This window comes from Shewanella dokdonensis (assembly GCF_018394335.1).
In the GTDB taxonomy this organism is placed as follows: domain Bacteria; phylum Pseudomonadota; class Gammaproteobacteria; order Enterobacterales; family Shewanellaceae; genus Shewanella; species Shewanella dokdonensis.
On record NZ_CP074572.1, the window covers coordinates 333948 to 350076 of the forward strand.

Genomic DNA, 16129 nt, shown 5'->3' on the forward strand with positions numbered 1-16129 from the left:
CGGCGTTTTTATTGTTATATCTCACCACTCATTGGGGTAATGACGCCTGATGCAATTGCACAAAAGCATCCATACGCGCATTACCACGCAGCTCTGCGGCCACCAGTTCATCCTGCGCCACTAGCTGTTCCACTAACTGGTAGTAACATTTAATTTTAGGCTCGGTGCCTGACGGCCGCACCACCACCCGACCACCGTTTTCCAAATGATAAATCAGCACATCACTGCTCGGTAATGGGATGGGCTCAACTCGGCCATCGGCAAAAATATGCTGACCCTGCTTAAGATCTGCCACCGACAAAACTGTCATGCCAGCAATGCTTGTGGGGGATTTTGCCGCAACCAAGCACCGATATCGGCAGTATCTGGCTTCAAGGCAATACTCACCTGTCGACTGAGATACATGCCATGTTGCCGATAAATAGCCTCCAGTTGCTGCCAGATAGTCATGCCCTTCGCGGTTAATTCGGCCGTCATCTGCGCAAAAGCCAACAGGGCGGATAATCCATCTTTATCCCACACCAAACTGCCAACGATATATCCCAGAGCCTCTTCATAGGCGAACAGAAACTGTTGCGCTGCGGTTTGCTGTTTCATGCCCACATTGGCTAACCACTTAAAGCCAGTTAAAGTGGTATAACACTCGCCACCGGCAGCCAAGGCGATCTGCTCAAGCAATGCCGATGACACTATGGTGGTGCCCACCAAACGTTGATGCGCTGGCGCTTTATGCAGCAGATAATGCCCCAATAGAATGCCCACCTGATCGCCAGACAACTGCTGATAATCATCACCACGTCGTACCGCAACCGCAAACCTGTCGGCGTCAGGATCGTTGGCACATGCCAGCAAGGCATGATGTTGTCTGGCTTCGGCTATCACCAAATCCATCGCCCCCGGTTCTTCTGGGTTGGGGAAATTAACGGTAGGGAAGTGGCCATCAGGCTGCTCTTGGGCCGCAACGGAATACAGCTGCTGGAATCCTGCATCTGCCAATAGCGTTTTGGCCATCTGGGCCCCCACGCCGTGCATGGCGGTATAGGCAATCCCAATAGTCTTGTCCGCCGCATCTGCCTGTAACAAAGGGCTCTGCCAAATAGCATCGCGATAACTCTGGAAAAAATCATCATCCAGCCATTGCAGTTGCCCGTTCTGTTCGGCATCCAGCAAAGATTGTAGCGTCACTGGCTGGTGAGCAGCGTATTCGATACACGCCGCGATCCCCGCATCATGTGGCGGAATAATCTGGGCACCATTGCCCCAATACACTTTAAAACCATTATATTGCGGCGGATTGTGACTGGCAGTAACCACCACGCCAGCCGCAGCACCGAAATGTTTAACGCCGTACGCAACTAAGGGGTGGGACAAACACGGCGGGTAAGACGCACGTTAATACCCAGCGCGGTCAGTACCATGGCGGTTTCTTGCGCAAACCGGGCGGAGTCCAAGCGGCCATCGTACCCAATTACCACACCACGGCTTTTAGCATCCGCTAACTGCTGTAGCAGATATTGCCCCAGCCCTGCCGCTGTTTGGCGGATCACAAGCTGGTTCATTCTGCTGGGGCCGGCACCGACCTCCCCACGCAAGCCAGCGGTGCCAAAGGCTAGGCGCCCGGCAAAGCGCGCCGCCAATTCATGCTCATGGCCCGGCTGTGCCAAACGCTGCAATTCTTCGCGGGTTCGCGGATCTGGGTCCAGCGCCAACCAGGCGTTAAGTTGCATTGCCAATCGACTGTCCATTTTCATCCTCATTAATGGCAATTCAGAGGCATCACCTTAGGCAAATTGTGCGCCTAGCTCAAGCACCATCAACATGATACGGCCATTTATCCATGACAAAAAAATCCCGGTAACCCAACAGTTACCGGGATTTAACGTTTAACCACGCTCAGCGGTTAGAGCTTGTAAATATTATCGGCCGCATCGCGGTCCACCAGCTTCACATAAGGATCAACCCCCACATAAGCAGGCTTGCTATCGAGTATAATCTCCAGATGATTGTCACCACTGTGCAGTGGATATTTCTGTAACAGCAGCACCTGTTGCGGATTTTGCAGTTTGTCTGGATCAGCACTGAAAGCACCGATATCAATCGCTTCATTCAAGGGTTTTTCGGTCTCTTTACCCTGCCCGTCAGCGACTTTTCGCTGGGCAAAAATATCCATACTGACCTTGAACTTACCATCATCCAGCGCCACAACCGTCGCTTTGGTCATCCGCAAATCGTACAGCGTGATATCGCGGAAGGACTCATCGATAAACTGCGACTGTTCAGCGCTAGTATCACGTTGCAGATATGTCAGCAGATCCAGCGTGGTCGGATAAGGATCGTTACGATAACGATAGCGCTCCAAAAATGCCTTCAGATTGTCATTAAGACGCTGTTCTCCCAGATGATCTGCAATCGCCATCATGATCACCGAGCCTTTCTGGTAGTGGATATAACTCTGGCCTTCGGTACGCAACAGTGGCAATTCCTCTTTCTGCTCGGCCGAGCGACCACGCAGGTAACGATCCAACTCATACTTGAGGAATTTACGCAAAATCTCAGCGCCATATTTATGTTGCAAGACCATCAGCGCCGAGTACTGCGACAGGCTTTCGGACAATACCGCACTGCCCTGTACATCGGCCGCCCCCAGTTGATGTCCCCACCACTGATGGGCCACTTCATGGGCGGTCACGTAGTACACAGGATCAATTTTTTCCCCATCGCGTAAATCGGTGACAAACCCAATTTTTTCGGAGTAAGGCACTGTATTGGCAAAGCTTTGGGCAAACGAGCGATACCCAGGGAACTCGATAATCCGCAGTTGTCGATGCTGATACGGGCCAAATGCCTGACTGTAATAGTCGATGGCATCACGCACGGCTTCCATCATTCGGTCTACGTTCCAACCGTGAGTCGGATGATAATAGACTTCAATGGCAATCCCTTTGTAATCCTGTTTTTTCAGCGCATAGTGCCCCGACAGGATCGAGTAGAAATTCACCATCGGACTATCCATCTGATAATGGAAGTAACGGCGACCGTTTTCCTGCCACTCTTTTTGCAGATATCCCGGCACTATCGCGACTTGATCGGCCGAGGTAGATACCGTTGCCTGGAAATCGATAAAACCGCCATCAACCCCAAAGAAGTTCTGGGTATAGAAACGGCTGTCTTCCAGTTTATGCGCCCGCGGTCTATCTTGTAGCCCGCGTTTTTCACGCTCATGGCGGTCATCCAGCTCATAGCCGGCGTTGTAGCCAAAACGCGGCAGTAAGCTCCAGTTATTGATAAAAGTACCGTTATGCACCACTTCGTAATCGAAGCCGCTTTCTTCTATGCCCACGGTCTGGCGCAGCAAGCGGATATGACCGCTGATAGCGGTTGCAGGCGCCAGTGGTTGAGCAAACTCCAGCCAGGCGACATGATACTTATCATCAAACTCGCCCAGCGTGGCACCTGGAATATCAATTTGCAGATCAGTGGCTTTGGTATGTGACGGCAGATTGACCAGGATCCGCGAAATCGCCTCGCCCGAACGATTCTGCCAATTGACCGAGACATCTGCTTTAATCGCCCGCCGCTCGGGGAAAATATCGATGGCGGCATTAACCGCTGTGGTGGTTAACCCAGGTTGAGACTCGTACTGTTTGTACAGCTTTTCATAATCGGCTTGCAGATCCATCTGCGCTTCTGAGGTCACATACTCATTCACCACTGTGGTTTGATAGAACAGATAACTACCCATCAACACAAACAACACGGTTGCCGCCGCGACGCTCAGTTTGCCAACCGTTCCCATTTGTTGACCCAGCATGGCTAAACGATAACGCAAGCCTTGCTGTGGGCCACGGTGGTACAACGCATATCCCACCACAAACAGGATCAAGCTGAATGCGCCCCAGTAAATCAGGTAAAGGGTGTGGGTTTTAAGACTCCAGCCGTAGCCATTCATGTCGGAATAGCGCATAAATGGCGACTGCCCGAAGTTATACAGCGAATGCCCTAGGCCCCAGTTCGCCATCACCAAGGATGTCAAGAAATAGGCGATAAACAGCCCCATCCCGGCATATTTATTGGGGCTCACCACTTGCAGGAAAAACGCCAAGATCACCGAGAGAAACAGTGGCAGCAGATTAAAATAACCCAGCCGGATAGCATATTGCGCCAGTTCCAGGTTGTACTGCCCCTTGAACAGCTGAAAAACGATGGTGGTGGCCGTCGCCAGCACATACAGCAACAGCATCACCAGCATGGTAGACAGCAGCTTAGAGCTCCAAAACACCAGATTAGGTACTGGCAGTGAGTCAATGATATCGCCCATGCCAGAACTGCGTTCTCGCCAGACAATTTCCGCACTGTAATAAATGAGCACCAATACCATCAGCAGACTGGTGGCACCGGAGATGTTATCAACCATGTTTTGCGTCACGGGCCAATCCGAAGTGCCGTACCAGCCGTAACTCCCCAGCAGTTGGCTGCCGAGCGTAAATATCGTAATTGCGCCTAGCACCATGAAAGAAGCGCTCAGCAATACCTGGCGGATCTCAAACTTGACTCGGGTATTGAACTGGGAAAACACCGAAGGCGCGGTGGGCAATAACAGTTGTGACAGTGGTTTCAGTGTGGGGATAGCATCGACCTTCTTGGTCTTACGCTCTTTCTTCTGCACTAATTGTGGGTAGCGCCAGATGCCACTTAGCAATAACAGCAGCAATGCCACTACCAGCCACAAGCCACGATTTAACAGCAATACACCATGTAGTCCGGCCACCAGTGTATTTTTCTCACTCATGGTCCAGTAACGGGACACATCCGCAAAAGCGCGTAAACCAAAGGGGTCGAGAATCGCCGCAATATTACGATACTGTGGCTGGCTGGCCATTTCACCGCTGAGGTTATACAGAACAAACAGCAGCACCGCGGTAAGGTACATCCCCATCATCGAGCGAAAGCGGCTAGCCATGGCATAAAACAACGCCGATAACAGCAACAGCGTTGGCATGGAAAGCGTCACAAACGGTACCAGATAATAGGCTAACCGATTAGGGCCAAAGCGACTGGCATCAACCCAAGGCATATAACTGCCTAGCCACATCGCCAGCGGCACAAAAGCAAACACGGCCAGCACCACTAGGTAACTGCCAATGAAGCGTCCCAAATGGTAGGCCAGTGGTTGCAACGGTTTGCTGTAGAGGATCTCCTCCATCTGGCACTGCTGATTGCGTACCGCGGTAGAACCAACAAAATTCACCACGGCAAACATACTGATAATGCCCATGATCAGCAGTGTTTGCGAAATAGCAAACGGGCTGTTTTTCAGTACCTCGCCACCGCCGCCAATGCGGACATTTTCGGAGACAACAGCAAAAAAACTGATAAAAAACAGTAATAATGCCACCACATAGAAAGATGGCTGACGCAGATAATAACGCCATTCAAAACGTAATAGAGCTAACAACATAGGTTATCTCCTCAAGCCGCTTTGTTGGCGCTGCGATGACGGTGCAGCGTTGAAAAATACAGATCTTCCAAGCCTGGGGTTGCTTCAGCAAAACCCTCTGGGGCTTGCTCGGCAAGGACATTAAGAACCGTTAGCCCACCGTGTAACCGTTTGGAGATAACTTGCAGATGTTGCTCTAGTTCGGTCGCTTCGGCCTGGCTCACGGTTTTAGTCCAGATGCGGCTTTGTAGTGATTCCAGTAACTGATGCGGCGCACCTTTCAGGAGGATCTGCCCACTAGCCAACACCGCCATATTGGCACAGAGTTCTGAGACGTCGTCCACAATGTGAGTCGACAGGATCACCACTTTATCTTCTCCCAGACTCACCAGCAGATTATGAAAGCGGTTACGTTCTTCTGGGTCCAACCCAGCGGTTGGCTCATCCACAATCAGTAACTTAGGATCGCCCAACAATGCCTGGGCGATACCAAAACGCTGCCGCATACCGCCGGAAAAACCACTCACGGCTTTATTTCGATGCTGATAGAGATTGGTATGCGCCAGCAAGCCGGCCACCACTTCGCGGCGCTCAGCTTTATGATTGATGCCTTTAAGAATCGCTAGATGTTCCAGTAAATCCCAGGCACTGATCCGCGGATAAACGTCAAAATCCTGAGGCAGGTATCCCAGTGTTTGGCGCAACCGTTGGGGTTCGCGTAATACGTCAATACCATCGAAAACTATGCTGCCACTGTCAGCGGATTGTAAGGCGGCAATCGTGCGCATTAAGGAAGATTTTCCGGCACCGTTTGGACCTAACAAGCCAAACATTCCCTTGGGGATCTCCAATGTCACATTGTCCAGTGCTTTAACACCGTTGCTGTAGGTTTTGCTTAAAGATTGAATGCTCAGCATAGTTGCTTCCTGCTAAAAAAGGCCTATTGTGTTTTAAACTAACATGATTTTGTGCCCCTGCAGTTTATCTAATTGTAACAAAAATCATACAATTAGATTATTCTTATACAGTCTTGATATGCGATATGGGCACAAAAAAGCAGCGGCGAAATGCCACTGCTCACTAGGTTATTTTCAACCATCAGCATTACCTTCAATGCCAATGGTGATAACCTCATCTCAGAGTAAACCTTCAGCTTTCATCGCCTGCTGCACGGCAGGACGCTGCGCCACCCGAGCATTATGCGCCTGCAGTGTTGGCCAGCGGCTCAAATCAAATTTTACCAAGTTCGCCCAATTGAGCACGGTAAACAGATAGGCATCGGCGGCACTATAACTTCCGCTCAAATAAGGCTTGTCGCCGAGTTCTGCGCTAATCCAGTCAAGGCGGCGAGTTAACAATGCTTGAGCTGCGGCCCGGGCATCAACACTCGCCTTAGGATTAAATAAAGAACCCATAGGTTTGTGGATTTCGGTAGAGATATACACCAACAGGCTCAACAGTTGATAACGCGCTTCGCCAGTAGCAGGGATCAGCCCAGCGTCTGGCCGCTGATCACACAGGTACTGTGCTAACACTGACACTTCGGTCAGTATATGGCCGTTATCCAGCGCCAACGCCGGTACATATCCCTTACTGTTGATGGCTGAAAAATCTGCACCACTTTTAGTGATTTTTGTTGTCAAATCCACCTGTTCCAACTCGTGTGCCAGCCCTAATTCTTCAAGCAAAATATGGGGTACGAGTGAGCAGGCGCCAGGAGTAAAGTAAAGTTTCATGAATAAAATAATCCTTGATTGGTTACCTTCCTAATGAAGTATGAGCAGTCTAGCGGCCAGCTAACGGCCGACAAATACTTACCCTAAAGTTAGTATCTGTCGTTAACGTCAAAACCAACTTAGGCCGCCGCCAATTGTGGACGTTTAGCATAGCGATTAGCCAAAATCGCACAGTAAAAAATCTGCAACGGGTGATATAACATAATTGGCAGTAACAACATTCCCAAGCGCGGATCGGCACCAAAAATCACTTTAGCCATCGGCACTCCGGCCGCCAAAGTCTTCTTGGTACCGCAAAATAGCGCGGCGATTTCATCTTCCACCGGGAACCCCAAACCTTTGGTCAGCCGCTGTAACAGAAATACCACCAGCAGCAAGATCAGCACACACAGCACAATGGTGGTGGCTAGCATAGGCACAGAGAAATCATGCCAGATGCCTTGCATCACCGAATCACAGAAGGCGTTGTAGATAATCAGCAGGATCACCAGCTTATCTACCTTTCCGGTAAAGGATTTATGTTGTTGTACCCATCCCAGCAATTTAGGGCGCAGCAACTGCCCGGCCAACATAGGCAACAGCAGCATTTTGGCAATACTGATAATGGTGTGAGTCAGATCCAGCGACCCACCCGCAACGCCCATAAACCAGCCAACTAACAAAGGGGTAATGAAAATGCCGATCACATTGGATAGCGAGGCATTAAAAATCGCCCCGGGCACATTGCCGTGAGCCACACTCGTCATAGCTACAGATGAAGAGATAGTGCTAGGCAACACTAGCAAATAACAAAATCCCAAGGCCAAAGCCGCAGGCAATAACAGATTGAACAACCAAGCAAAACAAAGCCATAACAGTGGATATAACACAAAGGTGGTGCTTTGGGTCAGCAGGTGCAAGCGCCAGTTGCCAAGCCCGGCACGAATAGCGGCAGGCGACAGACCAATCCCGTGCAGGAAAAAGATGATACCAATGCCCACTGCGGTCACTTTTTCCAGATGCAAGATACCACCAGAGTGCCCGGGGACTGGTAATATAGCGGCCAAGGCAATCGCCACGACCATCCCTAACAGGAACCATTCTTTCTTTATAATTTTCAGCATTGATTTAAGCTGTACCATGATTGTCTTCCAAATAAACTGCCCACAGATGCGCCATCACTAACGCATTATCAGTTGCCATAGCGTAAACTGCTGTTATTTTCCGGCTAACGGCAAAAACCAATAGAATGTCGAAAACAAGACAAAAACGTTTGATCCCGGCCTTGACTGAGTTGCCGCGCCCTATTTATGCGCGTGCCGAATCTTGGAGTGATAACGGCAGTCAGACCGAGTGGCATTGTCATCCCTGGGGCCAACTGTCTTATGCCTTGTCTGGTATTTTGGTGGTCAATACCCGTCGCGGCCGTTATGTGGCACCGCCGCAATATGCCATCTGGCTTCCCGCACACGAACAGCACGAAGTAGTCTCTGGCGGCGCAGCTGTGATGCGCAGTCTATATGTTGACAGCAACCAACTATCGCAACCACGTTGGCAGCAACCACTGGTATGTGAAATTACCCCGCTGGTGCGCGAGTTGATCATCCAATTCAGTGTCAACCCGGCAGAATATGCCCCAGCAACGGCGGCGGCTCGCTTAGCACAAGTGCTATTGGATCAATTGGCGCAACTGCCCTCAGCGCCATTGCAATTGCCCATGCCGGAGGATCGGCGCTTGCAAACGCTGTGTCAGCAGTTGCAGGTAGAAGATCAACAACTTCCGCTGGCACAACTGGCTTCCAGGCTGGGGCTAAGCGATCGCAGTGTCAGCCGTTTATTCAAGGCAGAAACTGGCATGACCTTCCGCCAATGGCGACGGGCATTACGGCTCTTTAAAGCGCTAGAAGCCTTGCGGGATGGCAAAGCGGTCACCACGGTGGCATTGGACTGTGGTTATGATTCGGTATCCGCTTTTGTATCGGCCTTTCGCGAACAGTTTGGTAAAACGCCGGGACAGTATTTCAAGCAGTGACAATAACCTAAGAGTAAACCGCTGAATTTTGAACTGACACCCTTTCCGGCATATGGCTTATGTGCTTCTATAACGGCATCATTGCTAACGGAAGTGCCTCATGAAAGATGAAACCATTGCCATCCATTATGGCTATCAAACTGATCCCACCACCAAGTCTGTCGCGGTGCCAATTTTCCAAACCGTTGCCTACGAATTTGATAATGCCCAACACGGAGCCGATCTGTTCAATCTGGCCGTTCCCGGTAATATCTACACCCGCTTGATGAACCCAACCAATGATGTGCTGGAACAGCGACTGGCAGCGCTGGAAGGCGGCATAGGCGCACTGGTGGTCAGTGCTGGAGCCGCGGCCGTCAACTATGCCATTCTGACCTTGGCTCAGGCCGGCGATAACATTGTCTCCACACCACAGTTATACGGCGGCACCTACACCCTGTTTGCCCATATGCTGCCCAGCCTTGGCATCAAGGTAAAATTTGCCAAAGATGATAAACCCGAGAGCCTAGCCGCGCTTATCGACGACCAGACCAAAGCCGTGTATTGTGAATCCATCGGTAATCCTGCTGGTAATATTGCCGATCTGGAAAACATTGCCAAACTGGCGCACGCACAAGGCGTGCCTGTGATTGTCGATAACACGGTTGCCAGCCCGGTACTGTGCAAACCCATCCAATTTGGCGCCGATATCGTTGTGCATTCCATCACCAAATACGTTGGCGGCCATGGTACCTCCTTGGGTGGCGTGATTGTCGATTCAGGCAAATTCCCCTGGGCGGAACACAAAGCCCGCTTTCCGGTATTCAATCAACCAGAGCCGTCTTACCACGGAGTGATTTATACCGAAGCGTTTGGTGCTGCCGCCTTTATTGGCCGCGCGCGTACCGTACCTTTGCGTAACACCGGCTCAACGCTATCGCCCATGAATGCCTTTTTACTGTTGCAAGGATTGGAAACTCTGCCACTGCGGATGGAGCGCCATTGCTACAATGCCGCCAAGGTCGCCCAGTTTCTTAAAGATCACGCGAAAGTCAGTTGGGTAAGCTACGCCGGGTTACAAGAGTCGCCTTACTATCCGCTGGCGCAAAAATATATGCACGGAAACCCTTCGGCCATTTTGTCGTTTGGGTTGAAAGACGGCTACGAGGCCGGAGTACGATTTTATGATGCATTAAAGATGATTAAACGCTTGGTCAACATTGGCGATGCCAAAACGTTGGCCTGTCACCCTGCGTCAACCACTCATCGCCAGATGGCGCCACAGGAGCAGTTGCAGGCTGGCGTGAAACCCGAAATGATCCGCCTGTCTATCGGTATTGAACATATCGATGACATCATCGCCGATCTGGATCAAGCGCTGAACGCCTAAACGTTAGTGTTTGTCTTGTCCTAAGATAGCTTATCAAGCAGAGAGCGCACTTGAAGTGCGCTCTCTGCTTACATACTCAAATAGCCTCAATCATCAACCACACTGAATTACCACTGTATTTCGCCTGTGTTGACTTTGGCACTGAGTTCCAGCGATTGTTCACCAGCCAACGTGGGGTATTTGGCTTTCATTACCGCCACCACAGCGGCTGAACCATGTTCGCTTTTTAGTGCGGCATCAAAATCTTGCAGGTACTGTTTAGTAAATTCCAGCGCCTTTACCCCCGCTGGCATAGCGTGAATATAATGTCCGGGGATCACCTTTACGGGGTTAAGCGCTAACATGGCATCCAGATCATCACGCCAGCTTTGTCTTGCAGCCACACTCTGGGTATCTGCGGTCCACACATGTTGACCAGACACCACCGCCACGCCACCTAAAATCGTACGGTTCTGTGGTATCCACAAAAATGCACCATAATCATTGGCTTTGTGCAGCTCTACCGTTACACCGTCAACCGTAAACTGCGTTTTATCTGTTGCTTGCGGCACAATGATTTTGCTGGGTGCACCAGCTTTTAACAACGGCCCCCAATACGCAATTTTGGCCGCTTTTGTGGCATTGATATGGTCGACGACTTTTTGAGTAGCAACCACTTTGGCATCTGGGAACGCCGCCACTATCGGCTGTAAACCAAAATAGAAATCAGGATCGCCACAAGTGATCAAAATGGTGGTCAAATGCTTGCCACTTGCTTTAATGAGCTGTACCAGTGCGGCACCATCTTGGGTGCTGAATTGTGCGTCAACCAGCATGGCTTCATGCGGCCCACTAATCAAAGTCGAGCTGATGGGGAATATCCCATTCTGCTGTGGATTGTACGTCTGTAATTGCAATGTGGCGCCATTGGCGCTGGCAACACTCGCCAGTAACCCGGCAACGGCGGCCCACCACAGTTTAACTAATTGTTTCATTTGCTACTCCTTTCGATTGTTCTGTACTCACGCCGATAACCATTGGCGCAGTTGCTTAACTAACGCTGCGGGCTCACCATAAAAACGGTTAACCGGCACATTGATAAATTGTTCACCGCGTTGCAGCAATAGACTGGGAAACCCTTGGGCACCGTGCTGAGCCATCAGTTGCCGCGTTTGCTCAATCGCTTGCGTGGCCTGCTTTTTAGCCGCATCACTGCTGGCTTGTTGCCACCGCCCAGTGTCTATCGCCAAATCTGCGGCCAAGGCGCTCAATACCGCAGGCTGAGTGATATCTTTGCCATCCACATACCAAGCGTGCTGCGCTGCCGCAAGAAACGCTAACGCATCGCCATCATCTTGCTGTTGCAGTGTTAGCATCGCCGCACTGGCGGGCAGTGAATCCAATACCACCGACTGATCACGGCACAAGTGCTGACGGTAATTCTCACCAAAAACTGCGCCGGTCAGTTCCGCAATACGGGCATCGTGTTCACTGACATGCCGATGCCAGTCGGCATCGATTCGACGGCGGCTATAACCGATAAACAAGCCGCCTGAGTGCAAAACATTTTGGCTTGGCCATGCAGCGGCGGTAGCTTGTAGTAGTGGTAAGGCGCCATAACTCCAGCCACAGAGCGGGTCAATAATCCAGTGCAAAGTGAATTGTGTTGCTTGAGTCATCATGAAATCTCCTGCGTTCAATCTATGCTGCTATTTTAAGTTTCATTTTCAGCAACAAAATCCCCATAATAAGACATAGTTTGTTTCTTAAATCGAGCAGATAAATGGACAGGATCACCGCTGCGCAGGTATTTAATCGTATTTGTGAATTGGGTAGTTTAAGCGCCGCATCGCGGGCGATGGGGATGTCGCGACCGATGATCAGTCGCTATTTAGCCGAAATGGAAGACTGGGCCGGAACGCGCTTATTGCATCGCTCCTCGCGCAAATTAAGCCTGACGCCAGCAGGAGCAACTGCTATTACAAACCCAAGCGCTGCTACAAGTCGCCGAAGGGATCAGCCAAGTAGAACTACAACAAACGGTGGCGGGAACCTTGCGTATTTCCTGCGCCCATTTCACCGCACAGCGGATCTTGAATCCGCTATTGCAGCAGTTTCTCAAGCAACATCCCGCCCTGAAAGTGGAAGTACAGATCAGTAATCAAAACGTTAACTTAGTGGCGGAACGGATCGATCTGGCGCTGCGCATCACTAACGAGCTAGATCCCAATATTATTGCCAGAAAACTGGGTGACTGCCGTTCGGTACTATGTGCCAGTGCCAACTATCTTGCCGAGTATGGCTCGCCACAAACCCCCGCGCAGCTAATCAACCATAACTGTTTGCACTATAGTAATTTTTCTGATGGCTACTGGTCGTTTACAGCGCCGGGTGGCGAGCCCATTGACGCAGCAATTCGAGGGAATCTGTGCGTTAATGAGTCATCCATTTTACTGGATGCCATCCTCAATGATGCAGGTATTGCGATGTTGCCGACGTTAGATGCCGCCCCTTATATCCAAAGTGGTCAGCTAATTCCGCTGCTTGGCGACTACCCACCACAATTACTGGGGATCTATGGCATTTATCGCAGTCGCTTGCATCAGCCATTAGCCTTGAAATTATTGCTGACGGCCTTGCAGGACTATCTGCAACAAGCCGATCAGCAAGCGTTAGCCCAAATGACCAGCAACTCACCATAGCGCCAGTGTTTTTGCTCGTGCTACGCTGGTGCGGCAATGAGCACTTATCGCGGGGCGTATTTGCAAGTTACCGTAACGCCGAGAAAGTTAACCAGCGCAGTCATTTGCTAATGGGGAAGAGGCAACATGAATCCAACAAAAGTGGTGCGTGAACAGGTAAAGCAACTGACCGACTTGCCCAATGTTGGCCAAGCTATGGCGGGCGATCTGCAACGATTGGGCATTAGCACACCGCAGCAACTGCACGGGCGCGATCCCTACGCGTTATATCTGGCGTTATGCGCCCTGACAGGTGAACGCCAAGACCCTTGTGTCCTCGATGTATTTATTGCCATCACCCGCTTTATTGAAGGAGAAGATGCCGCGCCTTGGTGGCATTACACCGCAGAGCGGAAAGCCCGTTATTCGCTCTAACCCACTTATTCAACTGGTTGTGAGCGCGCTAATCACCTGCGGCATCTGTATTTTCATCTCATCGACAAACAGCCGTAACTTTGCCGGGTAAAATCGGGCATAAGGATAGACGATATAAACCGGTAACGGTGCCGCCTGCCAGCCAGGTAACAACTGCTGTAATCGTCCGGCTCGCACATCTTTTGCTACCAACCATGCAGATCCCACACCTATGCCCAGTCCATTGACGGCCGCGCTGCATAAGGCATAGAGACTGTCGGTGTAGAATTTAGGGGTGAGTTTCAAAGTGTAGTGCTCACCACTGTGGTGATGCAGAGTCAACTCATTACGGTAAAAAGTTTGCAGCGACAACCAGGGTTTCTGCTGCAATTGTCGCGGATGTGTCAGTGCGCCCCAGGTTGCCACTAGCGCTGATGACGCCACGAGGATCCGAGGGACTTCGGCCAGTTTAATCGCCACCATATTCGCATCGCTCACTTCCCCCACCTGAATGGCACAATCAATATCCGAAGCGATAAAATCCTTGATGGCACGATCATCATGCAGCAGCCATTGCACCGAGACATCGGGATATCGCCGCATAAAATCCACCAACGGCGCCACCAACGCATCCTGCCCAAAAGCATGCGGTGCCACAACCCGCAACATCCCTTCTGGCGCCCTAATCGCGCCGGTCAGTTCGCTGTCAAAGCTGTCCCAGCGCTCGACCAGTTCCCGCGCCCCCGCGTAATAACGCTCACCGACTTCGGTCAAACGGAACTGATGGGTAGAGCGGTGCAGCAATTTCAGACCCAACTGCTGCTCTAACGTTTGTAGACGGCGACTGATTGTGGGCTGTGTGGTGGCCATCTGTTTCGCCGCCGCAGACATTGAACCTGCTTCAACGATACGGATGAAGGTTTTCATCAGTTCCACCCGGTCGGGCACATTGGCAATCACCATGCTTTCACTCCAGTCATGTTATGGAAACGCTGCCGAGCAACCACATATACGCATTACGTATACAAAGATTACCAGCCAGCCATCTACACAGCAAATATCAGCGGATTATCATCACTTCCATCGAAATCAGTAGGTACACCATGATGAAATCCATGCACAATACACATAACACTCAACAAGCCGGGATCCCCGGCTACCTGATCTTCATGTTGGCGCTGACCGCAGGGATGGCCGTAGCCTCGCTGTATTATTGTCAACCGTTACTGGCGCTGCTGGGGAATGATTTTCACCTGAACAGTGCCACCGTCGGTACGCTGCCAACGTTAACGCAGGCGGGTTATGCACTCGGGCTGTTGCTGCTGATCCCGCTCGGAGACAAGTTTGACAGGCGCCGCGTGATACTCATTAAAGGCCTGGCCTTAGCCGCCGCACTGGCCTTCACGGCAGTCAGCCCGGGGTTGGCACCATTGCTGCTTGCCAGCTTTATTGTCGGCATTACCGCCACCATGGCGCAGGATGTGATCCCCGCCGCAGCAGCAATGACTGACAGCAGCCAACGCGGCCGGATTGTAGGCCAGGTGATGACGGGCTTGTTGACCGGAATACTGTTATCTCGAGTGATCAGTGGTTTTATCGGTGAATGGTTTGGCTGGCGCAGTGTTTATCTGGCCGCCGCCGCAAGCATGTTACTGGTCACGATTTTATTATGGCGCGCCTTACCACGCTTTACCCCTCCAGTACCCTGAGTGTTGGCCAGTTGTATCGCTCACTGTTCAGTTTGCTGGTCAAGTATCCGAGTCTGCAAAAAGCCGCCTTGGCACAAGGGCTGCTAAACGCCGCGTTCAGTGCATTTTGGACCACGCTAGCGCTGATGCTGTTCCAGAGTTTTCATCTGGGCAGTAGTGCTGCTGGGTTGTTTGGACTCGCGGGTGCTGTAGGCGCCCTCACCGCACCACTTTTTGGTAAAGCTGCCGACCATTTTGGGCCACAGCGCATGACCAGAATTGGCGCACTGCTCACCAGCGTATCATTTTTACTGATGTTGGCCGCCGGAAGTTGGATCCATTCCAGCTGGTATCTTCCAATATTAGCCATACTGACGGTTAGTTTTGATATGGGCGTGCAGATGTGTTTGATTTCGCACCAAACCATTATTTACAACACCGCGCCACAGGCCATGAGCCGAGCCAATGCCATCCTGCTTGCCGGGGTATTTATTGGCATGACCAGTGGCAGCTTTGTTGCCAGCCAGTTGTTCGGCCTCTGGGGTTGGCAGGCAGTGATAGCCTTTGCCACGTTGAGTTCCACACTGGCACTGTTGCTGCGGCTACTGCCAGAACGCCGCACCATAAGTTACGATAATGTGATGTAGAACATCCTCAGCCGTTAGCAACATGACCGCAGTTCACGCACAGTGAAATACTGCGGTCATCCCGTCGTTTTTTTGACCAACACCGCAAATTTTCTTTCGTGAACCGCGTAATTTGGACAACCGTGTGCGGTTAATTGCACCGATTCTCCCCAGCAAAGCAAGTCAGT

Annotated in this window: 14 protein-coding genes and 1 pseudogene; 7 read left to right on the forward strand and 8 right to left on the reverse strand. The window is 51.2% G+C overall.

Annotated features, from left to right (window positions below; translation table 11 throughout):
* Positions 1–28 precede the first annotated feature (28 nt).
* The 5 genes and pseudogenes from KHX94_RS01585 to KHX94_RS01605 all read right to left on the reverse strand — a co-directional run bounded on the left by KHX94_RS01585 (position 29) and on the right by KHX94_RS01605 (position 8276).
* A pseudogene (locus tag KHX94_RS01585) lies at positions 29–1745 on the reverse strand (phospho-sugar mutase).
* Between the two features lie 155 nt (positions 1746–1900).
* On the reverse strand, positions 1901–5458 hold the full coding sequence (locus KHX94_RS01590; protein WP_213682123.1) for an ABC transporter permease/M1 family aminopeptidase: 3558 nt from the start codon (positions 5456–5458) through the stop codon (positions 1901–1903).
* 11 nt (positions 5459–5469) lie between these two features.
* Positions 5470–6354 (reverse strand): ABC transporter ATP-binding protein, encoded by an 885-nt coding sequence (locus KHX94_RS01595; RefSeq protein WP_213682124.1) that lies wholly within the window; start codon positions 6352–6354, stop codon positions 5470–5472.
* Between the two features lie 219 nt (positions 6355–6573).
* On the reverse strand, positions 6574–7173 hold the full coding sequence (gene gstA, locus KHX94_RS01600) for a glutathione transferase GstA (protein WP_213682125.1): 600 nt from the start codon (positions 7171–7173) through the stop codon (positions 6574–6576).
* A 119-nt stretch (positions 7174–7292) separates the two neighbouring features.
* Positions 7293–8276: a bile acid:sodium symporter family protein gene (locus KHX94_RS01605; RefSeq protein WP_244859280.1), complete on the reverse strand. Its 984-nt coding sequence runs from the start codon at positions 8274–8276 to the stop codon at positions 7293–7295.
* 125 nt (positions 8277–8401) lie between these two features.
* Here KHX94_RS01605 and KHX94_RS01610 point away from each other — a divergent pair, with 125 nt between their 5' ends.
* Both KHX94_RS01610 and KHX94_RS01615 read left to right on the forward strand, forming a co-directional pair.
* Entirely contained in the window at positions 8402–9184 is a 783-nt protein-coding gene (locus tag KHX94_RS01610; protein WP_213682127.1) for an AraC family transcriptional regulator, read from the forward strand.
* 100 nt (positions 9185–9284) lie between these two features.
* The gene (locus KHX94_RS01615; RefSeq protein ID WP_213682128.1) at positions 9285–10553 is read left to right on the forward strand and encodes an O-acetylhomoserine aminocarboxypropyltransferase/cysteine synthase family protein; all 1269 of its coding nucleotides are present in this window, start codon (positions 9285–9287) and stop codon (positions 10551–10553) included.
* A gap of 107 nt (positions 10554–10660) precedes the next feature.
* On the opposite strand, the gene KHX94_RS01620 is transcribed toward KHX94_RS01615, so the two are convergent.
* Together KHX94_RS01620 and KHX94_RS01625 are read right to left on the reverse strand one after the other, a co-directional pair.
* Positions 10661–11527 (reverse strand): Vmh family MBL fold metallo-hydrolase, encoded by an 867-nt coding sequence (locus KHX94_RS01620; protein ID WP_213682129.1) that lies wholly within the window; start codon positions 11525–11527, stop codon positions 10661–10663.
* 27 nt (positions 11528–11554) lie between these two features.
* Positions 11555–12214 carry a DsbA family protein gene (locus KHX94_RS01625; protein ID WP_213682130.1) on the reverse strand — a complete coding sequence of 220 codons (660 nt, stop codon included), beginning with the start codon at positions 12212–12214 and terminating at the stop codon, positions 11555–11557.
* 176 nt (positions 12215–12390) lie between these two features.
* Here KHX94_RS01625 and KHX94_RS21345 point away from each other — a divergent pair, with 176 nt between their 5' ends.
* The 3 genes from KHX94_RS21345 (at position 12391) to KHX94_RS01635 (ending at position 13648) form a co-directional block, all read left to right on the forward strand.
* Positions 12391–12693 (forward strand): helix-turn-helix domain-containing protein, encoded by a 303-nt coding sequence (locus KHX94_RS21345; RefSeq protein ID WP_342345831.1) that lies wholly within the window; start codon positions 12391–12393, stop codon positions 12691–12693.
* Positions 12587–13234, forward strand: coding sequence for a substrate binding domain-containing protein (locus KHX94_RS01630; protein WP_342345796.1), 648 nt, complete (start codon positions 12587–12589; stop codon positions 13232–13234). The genes KHX94_RS21345 and KHX94_RS01630 overlap by 107 nt, the downstream gene beginning before the upstream one ends.
* Before the next feature lie 126 nt (positions 13235–13360).
* The gene (locus KHX94_RS01635) at positions 13361–13648 is read left to right on the forward strand and encodes a helix-hairpin-helix domain-containing protein (protein ID WP_213682131.1); all 288 of its coding nucleotides are present in this window, start codon (positions 13361–13363) and stop codon (positions 13646–13648) included.
* A gap of 9 nt (positions 13649–13657) precedes the next feature.
* On the opposite strand, the gene KHX94_RS01640 is transcribed toward KHX94_RS01635, so the two are convergent.
* Positions 13658–14590: a LysR family transcriptional regulator gene (locus KHX94_RS01640; RefSeq protein WP_213682132.1), complete on the reverse strand. Its 933-nt coding sequence runs from the start codon at positions 14588–14590 to the stop codon at positions 13658–13660.
* A 140-nt stretch (positions 14591–14730) separates the two neighbouring features.
* On the opposite strand from KHX94_RS01640, the gene KHX94_RS01645 reads away from it, so the two are divergent.
* Together KHX94_RS01645 and KHX94_RS01650 are read left to right on the forward strand one after the other, a co-directional pair.
* Positions 14731–15336, forward strand: coding sequence for an MFS transporter (locus tag KHX94_RS01645; protein ID WP_213682133.1), 606 nt, complete (start codon positions 14731–14733; stop codon positions 15334–15336).
* On the forward strand, positions 15297–15962 hold the full coding sequence (locus KHX94_RS01650; protein WP_213682134.1) for an MFS transporter: 666 nt from the start codon (positions 15297–15299) through the stop codon (positions 15960–15962). Before KHX94_RS01645 ends, KHX94_RS01650 begins: the two co-directional genes overlap by 40 nt.
* The last annotated feature ends 167 nt before the right edge of the window (positions 15963–16129 follow it).

What these genes read in the sequence shown, in the direction of transcription:
- KHX94_RS01590 (WP_213682123.1), bottom strand. Translation starts at nt 5,458, where the DNA reads ATGTTGTTAGCTCTATTACGTTTTGAATGGCGTTATTATCTGCGTCAG.
- KHX94_RS01595 (WP_213682124.1), bottom strand. Translation starts at nt 6,354, where the DNA reads ATGCTGAGCATTCAATCTTTAAGCAAAACCTACAGCAACGGTGTTAAA.
- gstA (WP_213682125.1), bottom strand. Translation starts at nt 7,173, where the DNA reads ATGAAACTTTACTTTACTCCTGGCGCCTGCTCACTCGTACCCCATATT.
- KHX94_RS01605 (WP_244859280.1), bottom strand. Translation starts at nt 8,276, where the DNA reads ATGCTGAAAATTATAAAGAAAGAATGGTTCCTGTTAGGGATGGTCGTG.
- KHX94_RS01610 (WP_213682127.1), top strand. Translation starts at nt 8,402, where the DNA reads ATGTCGAAAACAAGACAAAAACGTTTGATCCCGGCCTTGACTGAGTTG.
- KHX94_RS01615 (WP_213682128.1), top strand. Translation starts at nt 9,285, where the DNA reads ATGAAAGATGAAACCATTGCCATCCATTATGGCTATCAAACTGATCCC.
- KHX94_RS01620 (WP_213682129.1), bottom strand. Translation starts at nt 11,527, where the DNA reads ATGAAACAATTAGTTAAACTGTGGTGGGCCGCCGTTGCCGGGTTACTG.
- KHX94_RS01625 (WP_213682130.1), bottom strand. Translation starts at nt 12,214, where the DNA reads ATGATGACTCAAGCAACACAATTCACTTTGCACTGGATTATTGACCCG.
- KHX94_RS21345 (WP_342345831.1), top strand. Translation starts at nt 12,391, where the DNA reads ATGGGGATGTCGCGACCGATGATCAGTCGCTATTTAGCCGAAATGGAA.
- KHX94_RS01635 (WP_213682131.1), top strand. Translation starts at nt 13,361, where the DNA reads ATGAATCCAACAAAAGTGGTGCGTGAACAGGTAAAGCAACTGACCGAC.
- KHX94_RS01640 (WP_213682132.1), bottom strand. Translation starts at nt 14,590, where the DNA reads ATGGTGATTGCCAATGTGCCCGACCGGGTGGAACTGATGAAAACCTTC.
- KHX94_RS01645 (WP_213682133.1), top strand. Translation starts at nt 14,731, where the DNA reads ATGATGAAATCCATGCACAATACACATAACACTCAACAAGCCGGGATC.
- KHX94_RS01650 (WP_213682134.1), top strand. Translation starts at nt 15,297, where the DNA reads ATGGCGCGCCTTACCACGCTTTACCCCTCCAGTACCCTGAGTGTTGGC.